General features: G+C 35.3%; 16 protein-coding genes. 8 read left to right on the top strand and 8 right to left on the bottom strand.

Annotation, left to right across the window (positions count from 1 at the left end; genetic code table 11):
- The first annotated feature begins 3 nt into the window (after positions 1 to 3).
- Complete coding sequence (gene fliI / locus MV052_RS03745) at positions 4 to 1,314, top strand: flagellar protein export ATPase FliI (protein ID WP_297441120.1); 1,311 nt, start codon at positions 4 to 6, stop codon at positions 1,312 to 1,314.
- On the opposite strand, the gene MV052_RS03740 is transcribed toward fliI, so the two are convergent.
- The 3 genes from MV052_RS03740 to MV052_RS03730 are packed head-to-tail and all read right to left on the bottom strand — an operon-like array spanning position 1,308 to position 6,506.
- Positions 1,308 to 3,287 carry a WD40 repeat domain-containing protein gene (locus MV052_RS03740; RefSeq protein ID WP_297441118.1) on the bottom strand — a complete coding sequence of 660 codons (1,980 nt, stop codon included), beginning with the start codon at positions 3,285 to 3,287 and terminating at the stop codon, positions 1,308 to 1,310. The two genes, fliI and MV052_RS03740, sit on opposite strands and share 7 nt — an antisense overlap.
- A 20-nt stretch (positions 3,288 to 3,307) precedes the next feature.
- Positions 3,308 to 4,897 (bottom strand): single-stranded-DNA-specific exonuclease RecJ, encoded by a 1,590-nt coding sequence (recJ, locus tag MV052_RS03735; RefSeq protein ID WP_297441116.1) that lies wholly within the window; start codon positions 4,895 to 4,897, stop codon positions 3,308 to 3,310.
- Complete coding sequence (locus MV052_RS03730) at positions 4,887 to 6,506, bottom strand: CTP synthase (protein WP_297441114.1); 1,620 nt, start codon at positions 6,504 to 6,506, stop codon at positions 4,887 to 4,889. The genes recJ and MV052_RS03730 overlap by 11 nt, the downstream gene beginning before the upstream one ends.
- 135 nt (positions 6,507 to 6,641) lie before the next feature.
- On the opposite strand from MV052_RS03730, the gene MV052_RS03725 reads away from it, so the two are divergent.
- Genes MV052_RS03725 through MV052_RS03715 form a run of 3 tightly spaced genes read left to right on the top strand, consistent with a single transcriptional unit; the run spans position 6,642 to position 10,024 of the window.
- The gene (locus MV052_RS03725; protein WP_297441112.1) at positions 6,642 to 8,000 is read left to right on the top strand and encodes a M6 family metalloprotease domain-containing protein; all 1,359 of its coding nucleotides are present in this window, start codon (positions 6,642 to 6,644) and stop codon (positions 7,998 to 8,000) included.
- An 8-nt stretch (positions 8,001 to 8,008) separates the two neighbouring features.
- Entirely contained in the window at positions 8,009 to 8,389 is a 381-nt protein-coding gene (locus tag MV052_RS03720; protein WP_297441110.1) for a hypothetical protein, read from the top strand.
- 9 nt (positions 8,390 to 8,398) lie between these two features.
- Positions 8,399 to 10,024 (top strand): cation:proton antiporter, encoded by a 1,626-nt coding sequence (locus MV052_RS03715; RefSeq protein WP_297441108.1) that lies wholly within the window; start codon positions 8,399 to 8,401, stop codon positions 10,022 to 10,024.
- Between the two features lie 23 nt (positions 10,025 to 10,047).
- Here MV052_RS03715 and pyrE read toward each other — a convergent pair whose 3' ends face one another.
- The 3 genes from pyrE to secG form a co-directional block, all read right to left on the bottom strand.
- Complete coding sequence (gene pyrE / locus MV052_RS03710) at positions 10,048 to 10,656, bottom strand: orotate phosphoribosyltransferase (protein ID WP_297441106.1); 609 nt, start codon at positions 10,654 to 10,656, stop codon at positions 10,048 to 10,050.
- Positions 10,657 to 10,660: 4 nt separating this feature from the next.
- Positions 10,661 to 11,218 (bottom strand): ribosome recycling factor, encoded by a 558-nt coding sequence (frr, locus tag MV052_RS03705; RefSeq protein ID WP_297441104.1) that lies wholly within the window; start codon positions 11,216 to 11,218, stop codon positions 10,661 to 10,663.
- A 108-nt stretch (positions 11,219 to 11,326) separates the two neighbouring features.
- Positions 11,327 to 11,653: a preprotein translocase subunit SecG gene (gene secG / locus MV052_RS03700; RefSeq protein WP_297441102.1), complete on the bottom strand. Its 327-nt coding sequence runs from the start codon at positions 11,651 to 11,653 to the stop codon at positions 11,327 to 11,329.
- An 85-nt stretch (positions 11,654 to 11,738) separates the two neighbouring features.
- Here secG and MV052_RS03695 point away from each other — a divergent pair, with 85 nt between their 5' ends.
- Genes MV052_RS03695 through MV052_RS03680 form a run of 4 tightly spaced genes read left to right on the top strand, consistent with a single transcriptional unit; the run spans position 11,739 to position 14,945 of the window.
- The gene (locus tag MV052_RS03695) at positions 11,739 to 12,698 is read left to right on the top strand and encodes a metal ABC transporter substrate-binding protein (RefSeq protein WP_297441100.1); all 960 of its coding nucleotides are present in this window, start codon (positions 11,739 to 11,741) and stop codon (positions 12,696 to 12,698) included.
- Positions 12,695 to 13,459: a metal ABC transporter ATP-binding protein gene (locus MV052_RS03690; protein WP_297441098.1), complete on the top strand. Its 765-nt coding sequence runs from the start codon at positions 12,695 to 12,697 to the stop codon at positions 13,457 to 13,459. Before MV052_RS03695 ends, MV052_RS03690 begins: the two co-directional genes overlap by 4 nt.
- Before the next feature lie 8 nt (positions 13,460 to 13,467).
- Positions 13,468 to 14,265: a metal ABC transporter permease gene (locus MV052_RS03685; RefSeq protein WP_297441096.1), complete on the top strand. Its 798-nt coding sequence runs from the start codon at positions 13,468 to 13,470 to the stop codon at positions 14,263 to 14,265.
- Complete coding sequence (locus tag MV052_RS03680) at positions 14,262 to 14,945, top strand: methyltransferase domain-containing protein (RefSeq protein WP_297441094.1); 684 nt, start codon at positions 14,262 to 14,264, stop codon at positions 14,943 to 14,945. Before MV052_RS03685 ends, MV052_RS03680 begins: the two co-directional genes overlap by 4 nt.
- Here MV052_RS03680 and MV052_RS03675 read toward each other — a convergent pair.
- Complete coding sequence (locus tag MV052_RS03675; RefSeq protein WP_297441092.1) at positions 14,909 to 15,346, bottom strand: thiamine-phosphate pyrophosphorylase; 438 nt, start codon at positions 15,344 to 15,346, stop codon at positions 14,909 to 14,911. The two genes, MV052_RS03680 and MV052_RS03675, sit on opposite strands and share 37 nt — an antisense overlap.
- A complete protein-coding gene (locus MV052_RS03670) occupies positions 15,336 to 16,034 on the bottom strand; it encodes a Bax inhibitor-1/YccA family protein (RefSeq protein ID WP_297441090.1) in 699 nt (232 codons plus the stop codon). The genes MV052_RS03675 and MV052_RS03670 overlap by 11 nt, the downstream gene beginning before the upstream one ends.
- Positions 16,035 to 16,218: the final 184 nt, after the last annotated feature.

The raw sequence follows: 16,218 nt of genomic DNA, 5'->3' as shown, positions 1-16,218 counted from the left end.
TAAATGCCACTTTCATCACTTAAAGAGAGACTTGCAAATAAAAACTATTCTGTATCTTTTGGAACGGTTGTTAAGATTAATGCAACTGTTATTACAGCAAAAGGATTAAATGTAAGCATAAGTGATATGGTAAAAATTGTCTCCAATGAAACAGAGAAAGAGACTGTTGGCATGGTGACAGAGATTGATGGTAATAGCTTTTATATCACCCCATTTAGTTTTGTTGAGGGTTTTCGTTCAAATGATAAGGTTTTTTTAGACTCTACTGGATTAAATATCCCAGTTGGTCCTTCCCTGCTTGGTCGTGTTGTTGATCCATTTATGCGCCCAATTGACGGGAGGGGCACTATAAACGACTCAGAACTCTCCCCCATTATAAAAGCCCCTATTGCTGCAATGAATCGTGGTATGATAGATGAAGTTTTTAGCGTTGGAGTAAAGTCTATTGATGGACTTTTAACTTGTGGAAAAGGTCAAAAGCTCGGTATCTTTGCAGGAAGTGGTGTTGGAAAATCTACACTGATGGGAATGATAGTCCGTGGTGCAGATGCGCCTATAAAAATAGTTGCACTGATTGGTGAGCGTGGTCGTGAAGTGCCTGAGTTTATAGAAAAAAACCTTGGTGGTGATTTGACAAATACTGTTATTATCGTAGCAACATCAGATGATTCTCCTTTGATGCGTAAGTATGGTGCTTTTGCTGCGATGAGTGTTGCTGAATATTTTAAAGATAAAAATGAAGATGTTCTTTTTATTATGGATTCTGTTACACGTTTTGCTATGGCACAGCGTGAAATTGGGCTTGCTCTTGGTGAACCACCAACTTCTAAGGGGTATCCTCCATCTTCTTTAACTCTTTTACCACAACTTATGGAACGTGCAGGAAAGGAAGAGGGAAAAGGCTCTATTACTGCTTTTTTTACGGTTTTAATTGAGGGTGATGATATGAGTGACCCAATTGCAGATCAGTCACGATCTATTTTAGATGGTCACATTGTACTCTCTCGGGAGATGACAGATTTTGGTATCTATCCCCCTATTCACATTCTAAATTCTGCATCAAGGGTTATGAATGATATTATAAGTCAAGAACATTTTAAAGCTGCTATAAAGTTTAGAAGACTCTATACATTGTTAAAAGAGAATGAAATGCTTATACGTATCGGAGCATATGTCAAAGGGAGTGATGCTGAGCTTGATGAGGCGATAGATAAAAAGGAAAAAATGGAGCGTTTTATCTCTCAAGGTGCAAGTTTCTATGTTGCTTTTGAAGAGACAAGAGAAGAGTTGACATCGCTTATGCTATCTCAGTGATTAGCAACTATAAGTTCATTATGAAGCCAAGCATCTCTTGGTAATCTGTGCATTTTATGTGTTGTAAGTGCGAGAGTTTTATAGGAATCTTTTTCATATTTTTTCATTAAGTTTTGTAGTTCTTTATCAATTCCAAAAATATCTATATAAGAGTATATAAGGGCCTCGGCACTTGAATATTCTAGATTTTGTATTTTTTTAGCTATTTCGACACGAAAGCCTAGTCTGAGTAAATCCCCTATCTGCTTAGAACGCGTTTTAACAGTAATAAGTCCACGTAAGGTACTTTTTATGGCTTTAACGTTTCCTTGCAGTGCATGTTGTTCGCATTGTTGCATGAGATTCTTCCAATGATTTTCTAAGAGCTTATTTAACTCAAGATTTGTAAAGATATGGTTTTGTTCATCCAAAATTTCATAACAACGGCGAAAATTATTTTCTTCATAGTTTTTAAGTAATTGCTCTACTGCTATGGCATCTGTACGGAGTTGCTCAAGTTCTAAACGCAGTGTTGGAATATACTGGAGTCTGTTTATTTTTTGCAGGGCTTTTGTCGTGTCAGCTGCGTTTATTAGCTCTTTAATCTCTAAAAGCGAAGATTTTGCTTGTTCTTGAAGCGTTATGTAGGGAGGAATTTCGTAAAAAACAGGATACTTGTTTAAAAGTTTACTGATATTTTCATAATCTTCTTCTTTAATATAGGCTAAGAAGTCTAAAAAATCTTTGTTATATTTTAAAATAAGATTGAGTATCTCTTTTTTAGAAAGGACTGTAAGATAGGGAGAGAGATGCTCTTTGGCTAAAGTATATTTTCCTTTAACAATTGCCCTTTGTGCAAGCATATATGCATGTTTGAAATCGGCTTCCATACTTTTATATTGGGGAGAATATTTTAAAGGAGCATAGCGATCACTTAAAGCATAAGCAGGTGCATATTTACGTTCATTGCTGAGTACTTTAAAGCGTTCATACTCTTTGTAAGCATTAAAAAGAAGGGTCACATCATCTTTTTTACTTTGTGTGAGTAGATATGCGTCCATGATATTGTGTGCTTGTTGCACATCTGCATTGATGAGTGCTTTTGTTGCGCTAAGATATTGTGTAAAATAAATTTTCTCTAAAGCATTATACTCTTGAGTATTTTTGAGCCATGGTTCTTTTTCAACTAATTGATAGGCTTCTATAATCATATTATGCAAGATAAGAGAATGAATCTCTTTTGCTTGTTGGAGTTGAATCTCTTTTGTCTCTTTATTGGCTAAAATAACTAACAGGTTATCTTCTGGTGTTAGTTCAATATAAGCGATATCCTGAGCAAAATTAAAATAGTTAAAATCAACGACCTTTGCACTTTTAATATCCAAAAGTGCAAGTTTATTTGTCCCTGTATAGACGATTATAAAGTCTGTATTTGGGATTGAAAGTAGTTGTTTGATGGCATACAAGGCAGTGTGTATTGTCTGCATTGCCTGAGAGTTGTCAAGCTTATGAATAAAAATATCACCCTGTACTTCTGCACTGATAAGTTTGTTAGCGTTAGTAAATGTCATAGCAGAAATTGTGGAATGTGTTGGTTTGAATTTTTGCTGTACTTCCTGAGAATAGAGACCTATGAGCATAATAATGCCCTCAGAACTAGCTATGGCAATACGTCTATCTTTAAACGCAGCACAAGTCATCTTTTTTTGTTTTTGTGTTTTATACTGTTTGACAAAAGAGTACAGACGAGAACCAAAAGGTTTGTTTTTGTAATTATAAATCATCACTCTACCGGTTTTTGTGCTGCATAAAAGATAGGCTGTATCTGGTATGAAGTATATCTTTTCTATGCTACCCTCATCCGTTTGGATGCTTTTAAGGAGTTGATTATCTTGTGAATAGATATCTATTTGCTCATCATTAGCTATAGCGAGTAGTTTTTGTGTGGTATTAAACGCAGTAAGATTGCTTGTAAGCTGTTCTAGGCTATACATTGGGTTATCTCCGTTAATTTTTAAAAAATCTTGTTTACAAGAAGTTGTGCAGATATTTTACCATTAAATTCATTTTTTGCAACACTATAGCTACAAGTTATCTTTTTATCTTCTGGCATTTCAAAAACTTTTCTAAAGGCAATAACTTCTATAGTTTTTCTTTGATGTGGGTATTGTCGTATCTCAATCCTGGAGTGAGATTTATCTGCGCCCATAAGTTTTATGCTCACTACTTCAGCATCTTTTATTAAAAATGTAGGTCGGGGATTTGCCTCACCAAAAGGTTCAAACTGTTCTAAAAGTCCTAAAAGTTCTGTGTCGATATCATCAGTGCAAAGTATGCCACTCACCTGCTCTTTTGGGATAAAATCTTCATCAGGAATATTTTTTGCAGTCTCGTTGATAGCTTTTTTAAAGGCAGCAATGTTTTCTTCTAAAAGCCCTAATCCAGCGGCCATTTTATGTCCACCAAACTTAGTTAACAAGTGTTCATTTGCTTTGATAAGCTCATAAATATTGACATCGCCAATACTTCTTGCACTCCCTTTTGCATTACCGTTTTCTACACTCAGAACAATAGCCGGACGCCCAAATTTATCAACTAAACGTGCAGCTACAATACCTACTACACCCTCATGCCAGCCCTCTCCTGCTACAACTATGACAAGGTCATCTGCATCTACTGATTTGATAGCTTCTTGTGTTGTTTGTATCTCTGTTTCTTTACGAAGTTCATTGAGCTTGCCTAAGAGTTCAAACTGTTTATATGCAGCATGATTGTCTTTGGCTGTAAAAAACTCCAAGGCGATAGAAGCATCTTCAAGTCGTCCAGCTGAGTTTATTCTAGGTGCAATTTGAAAAGCAATATCTTCACTTGTGATTTTTGATTTATTTAAAAAATCTCGGATAATAACTGAAGAGGGTCTCTTAGATGTCATCATCAGTTTTAAACCCTCTTTGACAAGTGTACGGTTGATGTTGACGAGTGGCATAATATCAGCGATAATTGCAATGGCTAAAATATCTAAAAACTGTTTCATATCAATGTTTAAACGCAGCTCTTTTTTGACAAGCGCTAAAAGTAGCCATGCGACCTCGGCTCCACATATCTCAGTGAAAGGATACGTGTCATCTGGTAGTTTTGGATCAACTATGGCAAAAGCTTCTGGTAAAACATCTGAGGGTGTGTGATGATCTGTGATGATAAGCTCAATGCCTCTCTCTTTGCAAATTTTAGCAGCTTCAATGGCTGATATACCATTATCAACTGTGATGACTAAGTCTACATCTATACGCTCTAAGACATTAGGACTCACACCATAACCATCACGAAACCTGTTAGGAATGATAGCTTCAAGAGGATAAGGAATTTGTCGAAAAAAATCAACCATGATAGCGGTTGAACTCACCCCATCAACATCATAGTCACCAACAAGTGTTATACGTTTTTTCGATTGAATTGCTTCAGCAATTTTTTGTGCTGCTTTTGTTGCATTTAGTAAGAGTGCAGGATTTGGAATCTGTGAGAGTTTTTTGTCTTCAGAATCAAACCTTTGTGAAAGGAGTTCAAAAAGATTTGATTTGCTAAGTTCTTGTGTGTTATTCAGCATTCACACTAGCATTTACAAAGGCAAGTATTGAAGGATTTGGTGTTTGTAGGCGAGATGTGAATTCTGGATGAAATTGAACACCTAAAAACCATGGATGCCCTTCTATCTCAACTGTTTCAATAAGACCATTGGACTCACCTGTAACAATCATACCAGCACTCTCAAGTTGTTCTCTGTAGGCAGGATTTGCTTCATAACGATGACGGTGTCTCTCAAAAATTGTTTTTTTACCATTGTATGCTTCTCGTAAAATTGATCCCTCTTTTGTGTCACATGGGTATTCACCTAAACGCAGTGTTCCACCCATTGGTGATTTATGTGTTCGAAGTTGCATTCCTCCGCTTTGGTCAAGAAAGTTATCGATAAGATAAATCATTGGATGTGCTGTGTTTTCATCAAACTCTACTGAGTTTGCATTTTCAAGTCCAAGGACATTTCTTGCGTACTCTACAAGTGTTAATTGCATACCAAGACAGATGCCAAGATAAGGAACTTTATTCACACGAGCATACTCAATAGCTTGAATTTTACCCTCAACACCACGGTTTCCAAAGCCACCTGCAACCAAGATACCATCACAGTCTCCTAGGAGCGACTCAGCTCCTCTTTCTTCTACCTCTTCTGAGTCAACCCAACATATCTCAACACGAGTGTCAAGGTGTGCTCCAGCATGGATAAGTGCCTCTGTTAAAGATTTATAAGACTCTTTGAGTGCTAAATATTTTCCTACAAAACCAATGACTACTTTACCTTTAGGTTGTACGATTTTCTTTACAAGTGCATCCCACTCTTCCATATCTGGTACGATTTCACCAAGATCTAACTCTTTTGCGATAGGTTTTAAAATATTTTGTCTTAAAAATGACATTGGCACATCATAGATAGATGCAGCGTCAAGTGCTTCGATGACACATTCTGGGGCAACATCACAGCTCATTGCAAGCTTTTTCTTAAATGTTTTTGGCAGTGCATTTTCACTTCTTGCAATAATCATTTGTGGTGTTATACCGATACGACGAAGTTCTTGAACTGAATGTTGTGTTGGTTTTGACTTCATCTCTCCAGCCGCTTTGATGTATGGAATCAAAGTTACATGAACGAAAAGAGTTTGAGATACGTCATCATCAAATTTCATTTGACGAATAGCTTCCATAAATGGGAGTCCTTCAATGTCACCAACTGTTCCACCAAGCTCAACAACGAGGATGTCATGCCCCTCACCTGCTTCTTTGATACGTTTGACGATTTCACCTACGATGTGTGGTACGACTTGAATCGTTTGTCCCAGGTAACCACCAGCACGTTCACGTTCGATAACGCTTGAATAAACCTGCCCTGTTGTGAAGTTGGCTGATTTTAAAAAAGCTTTGTCTAAAAATCTTTCATAGTTCCCAATATCAAGGTCAGTTTCTGCCCCATCTTTTGTTACAAAAACCTCCCCATGTTCCAAAGGAGACATCGTTCCAGGGTCAACGTTGATGTATGGATCGATTTTTAGCATACCTACATTTTTGCCTGCGTGTTTAAGCAAAGTACCAATACTAGCTGCTGTTATCCCTTTTCCAAGGGAGCTTAAAACCCCACCAGTTACAAAAATGTATTTCGTCATATAAAAATCTCCATAGTTAATAATTAACCGCGATTATAATATAAAATCCTTTAAGTTCTTATTTAAGTTACAGATTTATTTCAGCAGATTTTGCTACTATTATATATAATTATTAAAGATGAAAAATGGAAGTGTATGTTTATAACAAAAAGAGTTAAATCACTGTTATTGGTCTGTGTTTGTTTAGTTTTTAGTGCTTGTGAAGTGTCAGAAGAGAAAACAACAAACGATACGCAAGTTCAAAATGAGAACCCTATTTCTGCGTCTAGATCGAATATACAAAGAGTTCCAACCCTCGTTGTGCTGATGAATTGGAATGATTATAGTGAAAACGACCCGAAAGTTTGGCAAGATAAGATTTTCAATACATCTTTTAACTCTGTGAATAGGTGGTATGATGAGAATACCTTAGGCGAGATTGAATTTGTACCCGTACAAGAGTCTTCAGGGACAGCTAATGATGGGATTATCAGTGTGTCAATGGGGAAAAATCATCCCGGAGGGAGTGATGATACTGCGTTTAGAGACACGGAAATACGAAATGCTATCACAAGTAGTGCCCTTGTCAATAGTATGGATTTTGCAGCCTTAGATTTAAATCATGATGGAAATGTAGATGCTAAAGAGTTGCAGATAATTTTCATCGTTGCTGGTGGTGAAATGTCTTATGGAGATCCTACAGATCACTCCATTTGGGCACACCAATGGTCATTTTCAAGTAATAATGCACCTAGCGTAGATGGTGTGACAGTGATGAAATATACAGGAGATAATGCTACTTCAGGCTCTTATACCCGTTTTGGAGCCAAGCACGATGAGCATAAAGCTACGATAGGAATTATTTGTCATGAACTTGGACATGCGCTTTTTAGTTTAGATGACTATTATGATGACGGTGGTGGTTCGGGTCTTGGTTGGTACGATATTATGAGTGGTGGTTCTTGGGCGTATTCTTTACGTGACACCTATGCGGGCGATACACCGACACAATACTCAGCATTTAATAAAATTGACGCAGGTCTGGATGTAAATCTTACTGAGGTAAGTAAGAGTACAGTCCTTACAATTTCTTGTGATGCTGAACAGTTAGTAAAATTGCAAACTTCCAAAACAAATGAATATTTTTTACTTGAATGTAGAGATACGAAAAAAGAAAATTCTGACATCTCTTTTGCGCAGGCTGATAATAGGTTTACAGACAACAGACTTTTTGGAATGCTTTATCATGTTGATGAAGACAAAAGCACAAATAATGAAGATGGATATCAATCAAGATACAATCACTATAAAGTTGCTTTAGTAGAAAAAGATACAGCACCAAATATGACCTCTACAGAAGGTATAGAAGCTGATTTTGATGATGTTTATACTCTAGGTGATGTGATTTCATCATCTCAAACAAACCTTTATGGTGGCTCATCTACAAACTATGCCGTCGAAGTTGTAGATGAAGATTATACAAATAGAACGATGACTTTTAAGATAACAAAATAGGAAAGATAATGAAATTGATGAGAATATTTTTGATGATGTTTTTACTAAGTGTAGCTGCGTTTAGTTCGCCGGCACTAAAAAGAACAGTGACATTTACACAGCCTAATGGAGAAACATTTCAGGGACAATACAAAGGAGATGCTTCTTTTCATTGGATAGAGAGTGATGGGAATGTTATCGTCTACAATCCTAAAGACAAATATTACTATAAAGCTATCGTTGATAAAACAAAAGGCTTGATAATGACAGATGAAAAACCCTCAGCACTCACAACTGAGCTCAGGGGCTTAAACGCAGTAAAAAGTGCTAAAAAGGCACTTTCTGAAATAGATAAGAGAAATATTTATATACTGTATAAAAAAGCAAAAACTGGTAATTACCCAAGATAAAGTAGGATAATGGATTATATTTTACTTTACATCATCACAGCATTAGGCTTTTCACTTGTTATCAATATCATACTGAAAAAGTTGGGTATTTCACAGATAATTGGTTATATCTTAACGGGTACAGTCATATCGTATGCCTTTGGATTACAAGAAGCAGGACACTCTCATGAACTTGAAACAGTTGGCGAATTTGGTATTGTTCTGTTGATGTTTACTATAGGACTTGAAATATCATTGGCTAAAATGGGTTCAATGAAAAAAGAGATATTTGGCAATGGTTTTATGCAAATAGCTTTTACAACTTTACTTGTTTATTTATTTGCTAATCTTCTTTTTCATTTAGATGAGAAGACTTCTATCATCGTAGCGCTTGCATTTTCCCTCTCTTCAACAGCGGTCGTTCTGACTTACCTCAAAAGCTCTAAAGAGATCTATACTCCATATGGACAAAATGCAACGGGTATATTAATCTTTCAAGATATTGCTGTTATTCCTATCTTAATTTTGATAGGTTTTTTGACAAGCGAAGGGCATGAGAGTATTTATGTGATTTTAGGGCATACACTTTTCAGTGTTGTCGTTGTCATTGCAGTCCTTTTTACTGTTGGTAAAAAAGTTGTCTCATGGTTGTTACATTTTTCTGCTTCAAGTCAACTGGATGAACTCTTTATGGGTTCTGTTTTATTTATAGTTATTAGCGCCTCTTTGTTTGCTCATTATATGGGTTTCACCTACTCTCTTGGTGCTTTTGTAGCTGGTATGATTATAGCTGAAACAAAATACCATCATAAAGTTGAGTCTGAAATTTCACCTTTTAAAGATATTTTACTGGGAACTTTTTTTGTTGTTGTTGGTATGAAAATAGATCTTCTTTTATTTATGAATAATATTGTTTTGATTATAGGGCTTTTTATATCAATTCTTCTTCTTAAAACTCTTGTTATGTTTGCTATGCTGCGTTTAACGAAGGCAAACGCAGCTACAGCACTCAAGACGGCACTCTCCCTCTCTCAAGTCGGAGAATTCTCTTTTGTTATTTTTGCACTGGCATCATCAGGTGGGTTAATTGAAGAAAGAACAGCTTCTATTTTAGTACTTGTTGTTATTTTTTCGATGATTGTCACTCCATTTTTTATCTCTAAAATCAGCTCTTTTGTAGATGCAAAAATAAAAGAGAAGGATGTTGTAACAGATATGTCTTCGCTTCAAAGAAGGGAAGATCATGTGATTGTTTGTGGTTACAGTTATGTTGGAAAATTCGTCACCAAACACCTTGAAGAGATTGATGCACCTTATGTTGTGATTGATAACTCAAATAAGCATGTTCAAGAGGCTTTAGATGATGGTATTGAAGCCTATCTTGGGGATGCAACCAAGGCTTCTATCCTTGAAGCATTGCATATAGAAAAAGCTGCTGCTATCATCGTTACTCTTGATAATCCTGAGAAGAAACGTCTTCTTTGTGAAGCAGTTTTAGAATATTCAAAGGATGTAAATCTTATTGTAAAAGTTACCTCTCTTGCAGAAAAAGAGATGCTTCAGGATTTAAACATTACAACAATTGTTGATGGAAAAGTTGAAGTTGCTCGTGTCTTGGTTGAGAGAATGATGACTTGTCAGTTACAGTATAAATAAAAGAAGAAGATAAACGCAGAAAATTAATTTCCGCGTGAACCTGGTTTGATAGCTTGGCTTCCATCTTTACAAAGAGGGCAGGCATCAGGTGCATACATCTCAAATGTAAAATCTGCAAGAGCAAAAAATGGAATATCTTGAGGAAGTTTACAGTTAGCTTTTGTAGTTATATCACTTCCTTCTCTATGACAAAAACCACGATTTGCAAGGGCTGCAACACCAACAATTTCACCACCGAGTTCTTTGACTACAGCTGCAGCTTCCATAGCGCTTCCACCCGTTGTAATGATATCTTCACACATCAAAACTCTTTCCCCTGGTTTTATCTCAAAACCACGACGAATAGTCATCTTACCATCAACTCTTTCAGCAAAGATACTTCTTACATCAAGTGCAGTAGCAAGAGCAAATCCAGCGATTAGACCACCAAGAGCTGGAGCACAAACAGTGTCTATTTTTAGTCCACTTTTTTTAATCTCAGATGCAAGTGCATCAGCTAAAAGTTTTGCAGTTTTAGGGTCTTCTAAAACTTTTGCAGATTGAAGATAAAACTGGGAATGATTTCCAGAACTAAGTTTAAAATGACCCTCTAAAAGAGCATCTGCATCCATATATATTTTTTTAACATCCATATGATTAAACTTTTAAGATTTCAGCTTCTTTATCTTTTAAGATGCTGTCAACTTTTGTTATGTATTTGTCTGTGATTTTTTGTATATTGTCTTGTGCAGATTTAGATTCATCTTGTGTGATTTCTTTATCTTTTTCAAGTTTTTTGATTTTGTCATTTGCATCACGTCTATCATTTCTAATAGAAACTTTTGCATTTTCACCCATTCCTTTCATTTTTTTAGCAGATTCTTGACGTTGTTCAACTGTCATAGGAGGAAAGAAAAGTTTGATTTGTTCGCCGTCATTGTTAGGATTTACACCAATATTAGCCGCACTTATAGCACTTTCAATGTCGTTTAAGAGATTTTTTTCCCAAGGGTTGATGACTATAGTTGTAGCATCTGTTGCTATTACAGAGCCAACTTGGTCTAAGGATGTAGGTGTTCCATAATAATCAATCTTTATATTATCTAATACCGAAGTACCAACCTTACCTGTTCTAAGTGTTTTAAAGTCTCTTTGCATGTGTTCGATGCTACCTTGCATCTTTGTTTCACATTCGTTAAATATTTCGTTAAGCATTGAATTTCCTTGAATAGTATGAAAATAAGTTTCGCTATTGTAGCAAGAAATATTTTAAGAGTGAGTAAAAAGAGAAAGTTTAGCGAGAGGATAGTTGCAATAATGCAACTATTTTGTAGTATTTGTTTCGCTAATAGGAGGTATTGTAGCAGCTGGAGCTACAATGTTTGTATCTTCAGTTATGTTGTCTACTACAGAAGCTTGCGCTGATTGTGAATACATATAGCCTAATGTTATTGTGTTAATAACAAATAAAAAGCCAATAGTAAATGTAGCTTTAGCGAGAAAACTATTTGGTCCCTTGGCGCCAAAAACAGACTCGTTGGAACCACTGTAAGCACCAAGACCGATACTTGAGCTTTTTTGTAAAAGTACTGCTATTACTAAAATAATAACTAATACAATTTGGATAATGAGTAAAAGACTTGTAGTCATATATAAGTTCCTAAAATAAATGTGGCGAATTATATCTAAAAAATCTTATATTATCAAACTAATAAAAAGAGGGTATAATTACACTATGAAAAATTTAAAGATTATATTAACTGTTTTATTCATCACGTTGCTTATTTTGTTTGCATTTATTTCGACTAAACAGCAGTCACAAACTAGTACAAAACCCATAATTGGTGCGACTACTTTTGCACTTTATGATGCAACAAAATACATCGCTGGTGAGACTTGTAAAGTTGTCAATATCTTACCTTTTGGTGTTGACCCACATAGTTTTGAGCCAACTCCAAAACTTATGGTTAATATTGAAAAAAGTGCCTTAGTCTTTTACAGCGGAGCAGGGCTTGAGCCTTGGGTTCAAAATTTTGATTTTAAAGGGAAGGCTGTTGATTTAAGCAAATATGTACACCTAAGGAAGCTTGAACAACACTCTGAGGATGAAGAAGAGCATCACTCAGAGCACGCAGATAAGCATGAACATCACCAGCACCATCATAATGGGATAGACCCACACTATTGGCTTGATTTTAATAATATGAAAATAATCTCTACAGTTATTACAGAGAAGCTTATAGCGCTATTACCGCAAAACAGAGCACTCTATATGAATAATAGGGATGCCTATATCAAAAAGCTTGATAAGCTAAACTTAGCCTATCAAACGCAGCTAAGTGGGTGTAAAAATGATACTGTTGTTGTAAGTCATAATGCCTTAGGTTACATTGCGGATAAGTATGGATTTCATGTAGAGTCACTTACTGGACTCTCTCCAGAAGCCCAGCCGAGTGCACAAGACATCAATCGTGTTTTTAATGGTATCAAAGAACACGGTATAGATACGATCTTTTTTGAAAATTTTGTAAATGATAAACTTATTAAAAGTATTGCGCATGATGCTGGAATTAGTTTTGATGTGTTTGAACCATTAGGCAACATTACTGCAGATGAAGCAAAAGCAGGCAAGAGTTATGAAGACATTATGTATGAAAATTTAAAAAAACTACGTAAGGCATTGCAGTGTCAATGAGTTTCAAACTACCAATCTTTGATGTTAAAAATTTAAGTTTTAAAATCCGTGATCAAATAATCTTAGAAAATATAACATTTGAGATTTATGAAGGTGAGTATATTGCTATTATTGGACCAAATGGTGGAGGAAAAACAACGCTTATTCGTTTACTTTTAGGTCTTGAAACACCAAGCTCGGGTGAAATTAAAATATTTGGACAAAAACTAAAAAATTTTAAAGAATGGCACAAGATAGGCTATGTTCCTCAGCGTGCTACCCTTGTAGATGAAAATTTTCCTGCAACAGTGGAAGATATTGTTAAAATGGGACGTATAGCAAAAAGAGGTTTGTTTGCTGGTGCGAGTAGTGAAGATAGAGCAAAAGTGCATGACGCTATGGTAAAGATGGATATTCTTGATTTGAAAAATCGAATGGTAGGTACACTCTCTGGTGGTCAAAGACAACGTGTTATGATTGCAAGAGCTTTGGCATCTTCTCCAAAGATACTTATCTTAGATGAGCCAAATACAGGCGTAGATATGCTTTCACAACAAAGATTTTATACACTCTTGGCAAAACTCAATAAAGAAGAAAATATCACTATTCTTTTTATTACACATGATATTGGTGTCATAGTAGATGATATAGGAAGAGTTTTTACTATTAACCAAAAAGCAACGATCTGTAATGATCCAAAGCAGATACTAAGCTGTGAGGAAGTGAGTGAGCTATATGGCATTAACGCACATTCACTTTATAATCATAAACATGAGCATTAAGGATTAGTATGATTGAAATGTTACAGTATGACTTTATGCAAAGAGCTTTTATAGCGGGGCTTTTCATAGCTATACTCGCATCAATTAGTGGTACATTTATAGTTTTGAAAAGATATTCTTTAATGACTGAAACCTTAGCCCACTCTGCTCTTGTTGGAGTAGCAGTCGGTTTAGTTGCAGGATACAATCCTTTATGGGTAGCAGTGATTATTGCTATTGGTGCTGCTTGGCTTATCGAATATCTCCGTAGTAGTTTTTCTATCTATAGTGATGCTGTACTCTCTATCATGTTATCAGGTTCACTCGCTTTAGCGGTTATCATTGTTTCTCTTGGCGGTGCATTTAATAATTCACTTTTTTCTTATTTGTTTGGCTCTATTCTTTCTGTAAGTAATGAAGATGTTTATACGATTATCGGTTTTGGAAGTATTGCCTTATTCTTCTTACTTATCTTTTCAAAAGAGCTTTATTTTATAGCATACGATGAGGAAGTAGCAAAAACTAGCGGTATTAAAGTGAAGTTTCTGAATTTTTTACTTGTCACTGTTGTTGCTATTATTATTGCACTTTCTATCCGAGTAGTTGGAAGTCTTCTTATTGGAGCACTTATGGTAATCCCTACAGTAGCTGCATTGCAGTTTCGGGTAGGTTTTTTACGGACAATGCTTATTTCTCTCTTTTTTGCACTCTTTAGCGTTATTTTTGGAATGAGTCTTTCATACTATTTCTCTTTGCCATCAGGTGCTACGATTGTACTGAGTGTCATTGCTATTTTTATTTTATCTTTAGTGACAAATAAAAAATGAAAGTAAGTTCTGAGTTTTCTAAATATGCCAATCATTATGATTCTTATAATTTTATTCAAAACAAAGTAGCGAACAAACTCCTTTCATTGGTGAAGGGAAAACCTCAGTATATTTTAGATTTAGGCTGTGGCAATGGAGCTTTGGCAAACAAGATTGCTTGGAAATATAAAAAACTTATAGGTGTTGATTTCGCACCTGGTATGCTTGAGATTCATCCAAAGTCTAAAAATATTGAGTGTATTTATGGTAATTTTAATGACATGACTCTATTTGAAAATCTTTCGATGTATAGCTATGATTATATACTCTCATCATCAGCTTTGCAATGGGCAGAGGATATAGAGAGAGTCTTTAGTGAGATTAAAAAACTTCATGCACCCATCTCTTTGGCAATTTTCACTTCAAAAACTTTTTCTTCATTGTATAAAACTGCAGGTTTGGAGGCTTTATTGATATCAAAAGAGCAGCTAGATGCTTTACAAAGAAGGTATTTTAAAGCAAATTTTGAGGTAGTGACTTATAAGATGGAGTTTGACAGTGTACGAGATATGTTCCGTTACATTAAACGCAGTGGAGTAAGCGGTTCTCGAAATGTTTTAAGTTATAAAGAGATGAAAAGAGTTATGAAAGAGTATCCACACAACTATTTAGAGTTTGAAGTTGCATTTATTTCTTCATAATTAAGTATAACTTCTTTTTCGAGGTTATAAAGCTCATAGCGTATCGTTTTGAAGTTTTCACTGTATTGTATGTTATCAAGTTTAAACAGCTCTTCAAGCACTCGAGAGGACTCCTGTGAACGTTTAAAATTCGCAGATAAGATACTTACGATATCTGTTCTCGTTTGTTCACTTTTAGTAGAACTACGGAGTACATCATTAATGCTATCACGATAGGTCAAAAGTTCTTTAGTTTCCGAGATTTTTGCTTTGTGGCGAAGTGATTTAAGTTGTTTTGCAAGTGCTTTGTTGTTATCACGATAACGAAGGATATCTTCTACAACACGTATGCCCTCTTTGAGGCGGTTAAGATTGGCATCTATCACCCGATAGAGCTCGGGTGATAAAGAATTAGTCTTCACTACCAAATATTCCAAATAGTTGAAGTAATGCTGTAAAAATATTTAAAAAGTCTAAATAGAGTGCAATCGCGCCATCAATTGGAGTTTCATAAGCACCATTCATGATGTTTTGAGTATCAAATATAACTAATATACTAAACAAAATAACAACAACTCCAGAAATAATAATATTAATCATTGGATTCCCAAGAAAAATATTAAGAATAGAAAAACCAATGATTACAAAAAGCGCAATCATTAAAGGTTTTCCATATCCAGTAAAATCTTTCGTAGTTTTGATAGCATAAAAACTCATGGCTCCAAAAACAACTGAAGTCATAGCAAAAGCATTCCCGATAATACTAGCTCCACCACTCATACCTAATGTTACAGATAAAAGAGGTGCTAGCATTAGACCAGTCATAAATACAAAAGCAAACATTACAAGTAAATTAATGCCTGGTTTATTTTTAACAAATTGAAGACCGATTAAAAGACCGATCTCTACAAAGAATAAAGGCCAAAACATTGCTTGTATTGTTCCTGCTAAGGGTACACCTACATAAGCACCTACAGCACCCGCCATCATTGATGCAGCAAAAAGCTTATATGTCTCTTTAACAAAAGAGACTATTTGTGCTTCACTACGACTGTTTGTTTGGCTAGCAAAAGTATTAGCTCTTGCGTAATCACGATCATAAAGTCCCATATTTATTTCCTTTTTTATACCCTTATAGATTTTTTGTAATTAGGGTATATTTTTGTAAGAGTTATTCTATATATAAAGAGTTAATGGACAGTAACAAGTGAGAAAAACAGTGCTTACATATAAATGAAAAGTTTTAAAAACAAATGTGTACTATTTCTGAAATAAACAAATTCAAAACATTTCC

This window comes from Sulfurimonas sp. (assembly GCF_026988655.1).
Classification (GTDB): Bacteria; Campylobacterota; Campylobacteria; order Campylobacterales; family Sulfurimonadaceae; genus Sulfurimonas.
The sequence above is the reverse complement of the archived record's forward strand: the minus strand, read 5'-3'. Positions and strand labels throughout refer to the sequence as shown.

Bases quoted from the DNA above. Each gene is read 5' to 3' on its own strand.
- fliI (WP_297441120.1), top strand. From the start codon at position 4: ATGCCACTTTCATCACTTAAAGAGAGACTTGCAAATAAAAACTATTCT.
- MV052_RS03740 (WP_297441118.1), bottom strand. From the start codon at position 3,287: ATGTATAGCCTAGAACAGCTTACAAGCAATCTTACTGCGTTTAATACC.
- recJ (WP_297441116.1), bottom strand. From the start codon at position 4,897: ATGCTGAATAACACACAAGAACTTAGCAAATCAAATCTTTTTGAACTC.
- MV052_RS03730 (WP_297441114.1), bottom strand. From the start codon at position 6,506: ATGACGAAATACATTTTTGTAACTGGTGGGGTTTTAAGCTCCCTTGGA.
- MV052_RS03725 (WP_297441112.1), top strand. From the start codon at position 6,642: ATGTTTATAACAAAAAGAGTTAAATCACTGTTATTGGTCTGTGTTTGT.
- MV052_RS03720 (WP_297441110.1), top strand. From the start codon at position 8,009: ATGAAATTGATGAGAATATTTTTGATGATGTTTTTACTAAGTGTAGCT.
- MV052_RS03715 (WP_297441108.1), top strand. From the start codon at position 8,399: ATGGATTATATTTTACTTTACATCATCACAGCATTAGGCTTTTCACTT.
- pyrE (WP_297441106.1), bottom strand. From the start codon at position 10,656: ATGGATGTTAAAAAAATATATATGGATGCAGATGCTCTTTTAGAGGGT.
- frr (WP_297441104.1), bottom strand. From the start codon at position 11,218: ATGCTTAACGAAATATTTAACGAATGTGAAACAAAGATGCAAGGTAGC.
- secG (WP_297441102.1), bottom strand. From the start codon at position 11,653: ATGACTACAAGTCTTTTACTCATTATCCAAATTGTATTAGTTATTATT.
- MV052_RS03695 (WP_297441100.1), top strand. From the start codon at position 11,739: ATGAAAAATTTAAAGATTATATTAACTGTTTTATTCATCACGTTGCTT.
- MV052_RS03690 (WP_297441098.1), top strand. From the start codon at position 12,695: ATGAGTTTCAAACTACCAATCTTTGATGTTAAAAATTTAAGTTTTAAA.
- MV052_RS03685 (WP_297441096.1), top strand. From the start codon at position 13,468: ATGATTGAAATGTTACAGTATGACTTTATGCAAAGAGCTTTTATAGCG.
- MV052_RS03680 (WP_297441094.1), top strand. From the start codon at position 14,262: ATGAAAGTAAGTTCTGAGTTTTCTAAATATGCCAATCATTATGATTCT.
- MV052_RS03670 (WP_297441090.1), bottom strand. From the start codon at position 16,034: ATGGGACTTTATGATCGTGATTACGCAAGAGCTAATACTTTTGCTAGC.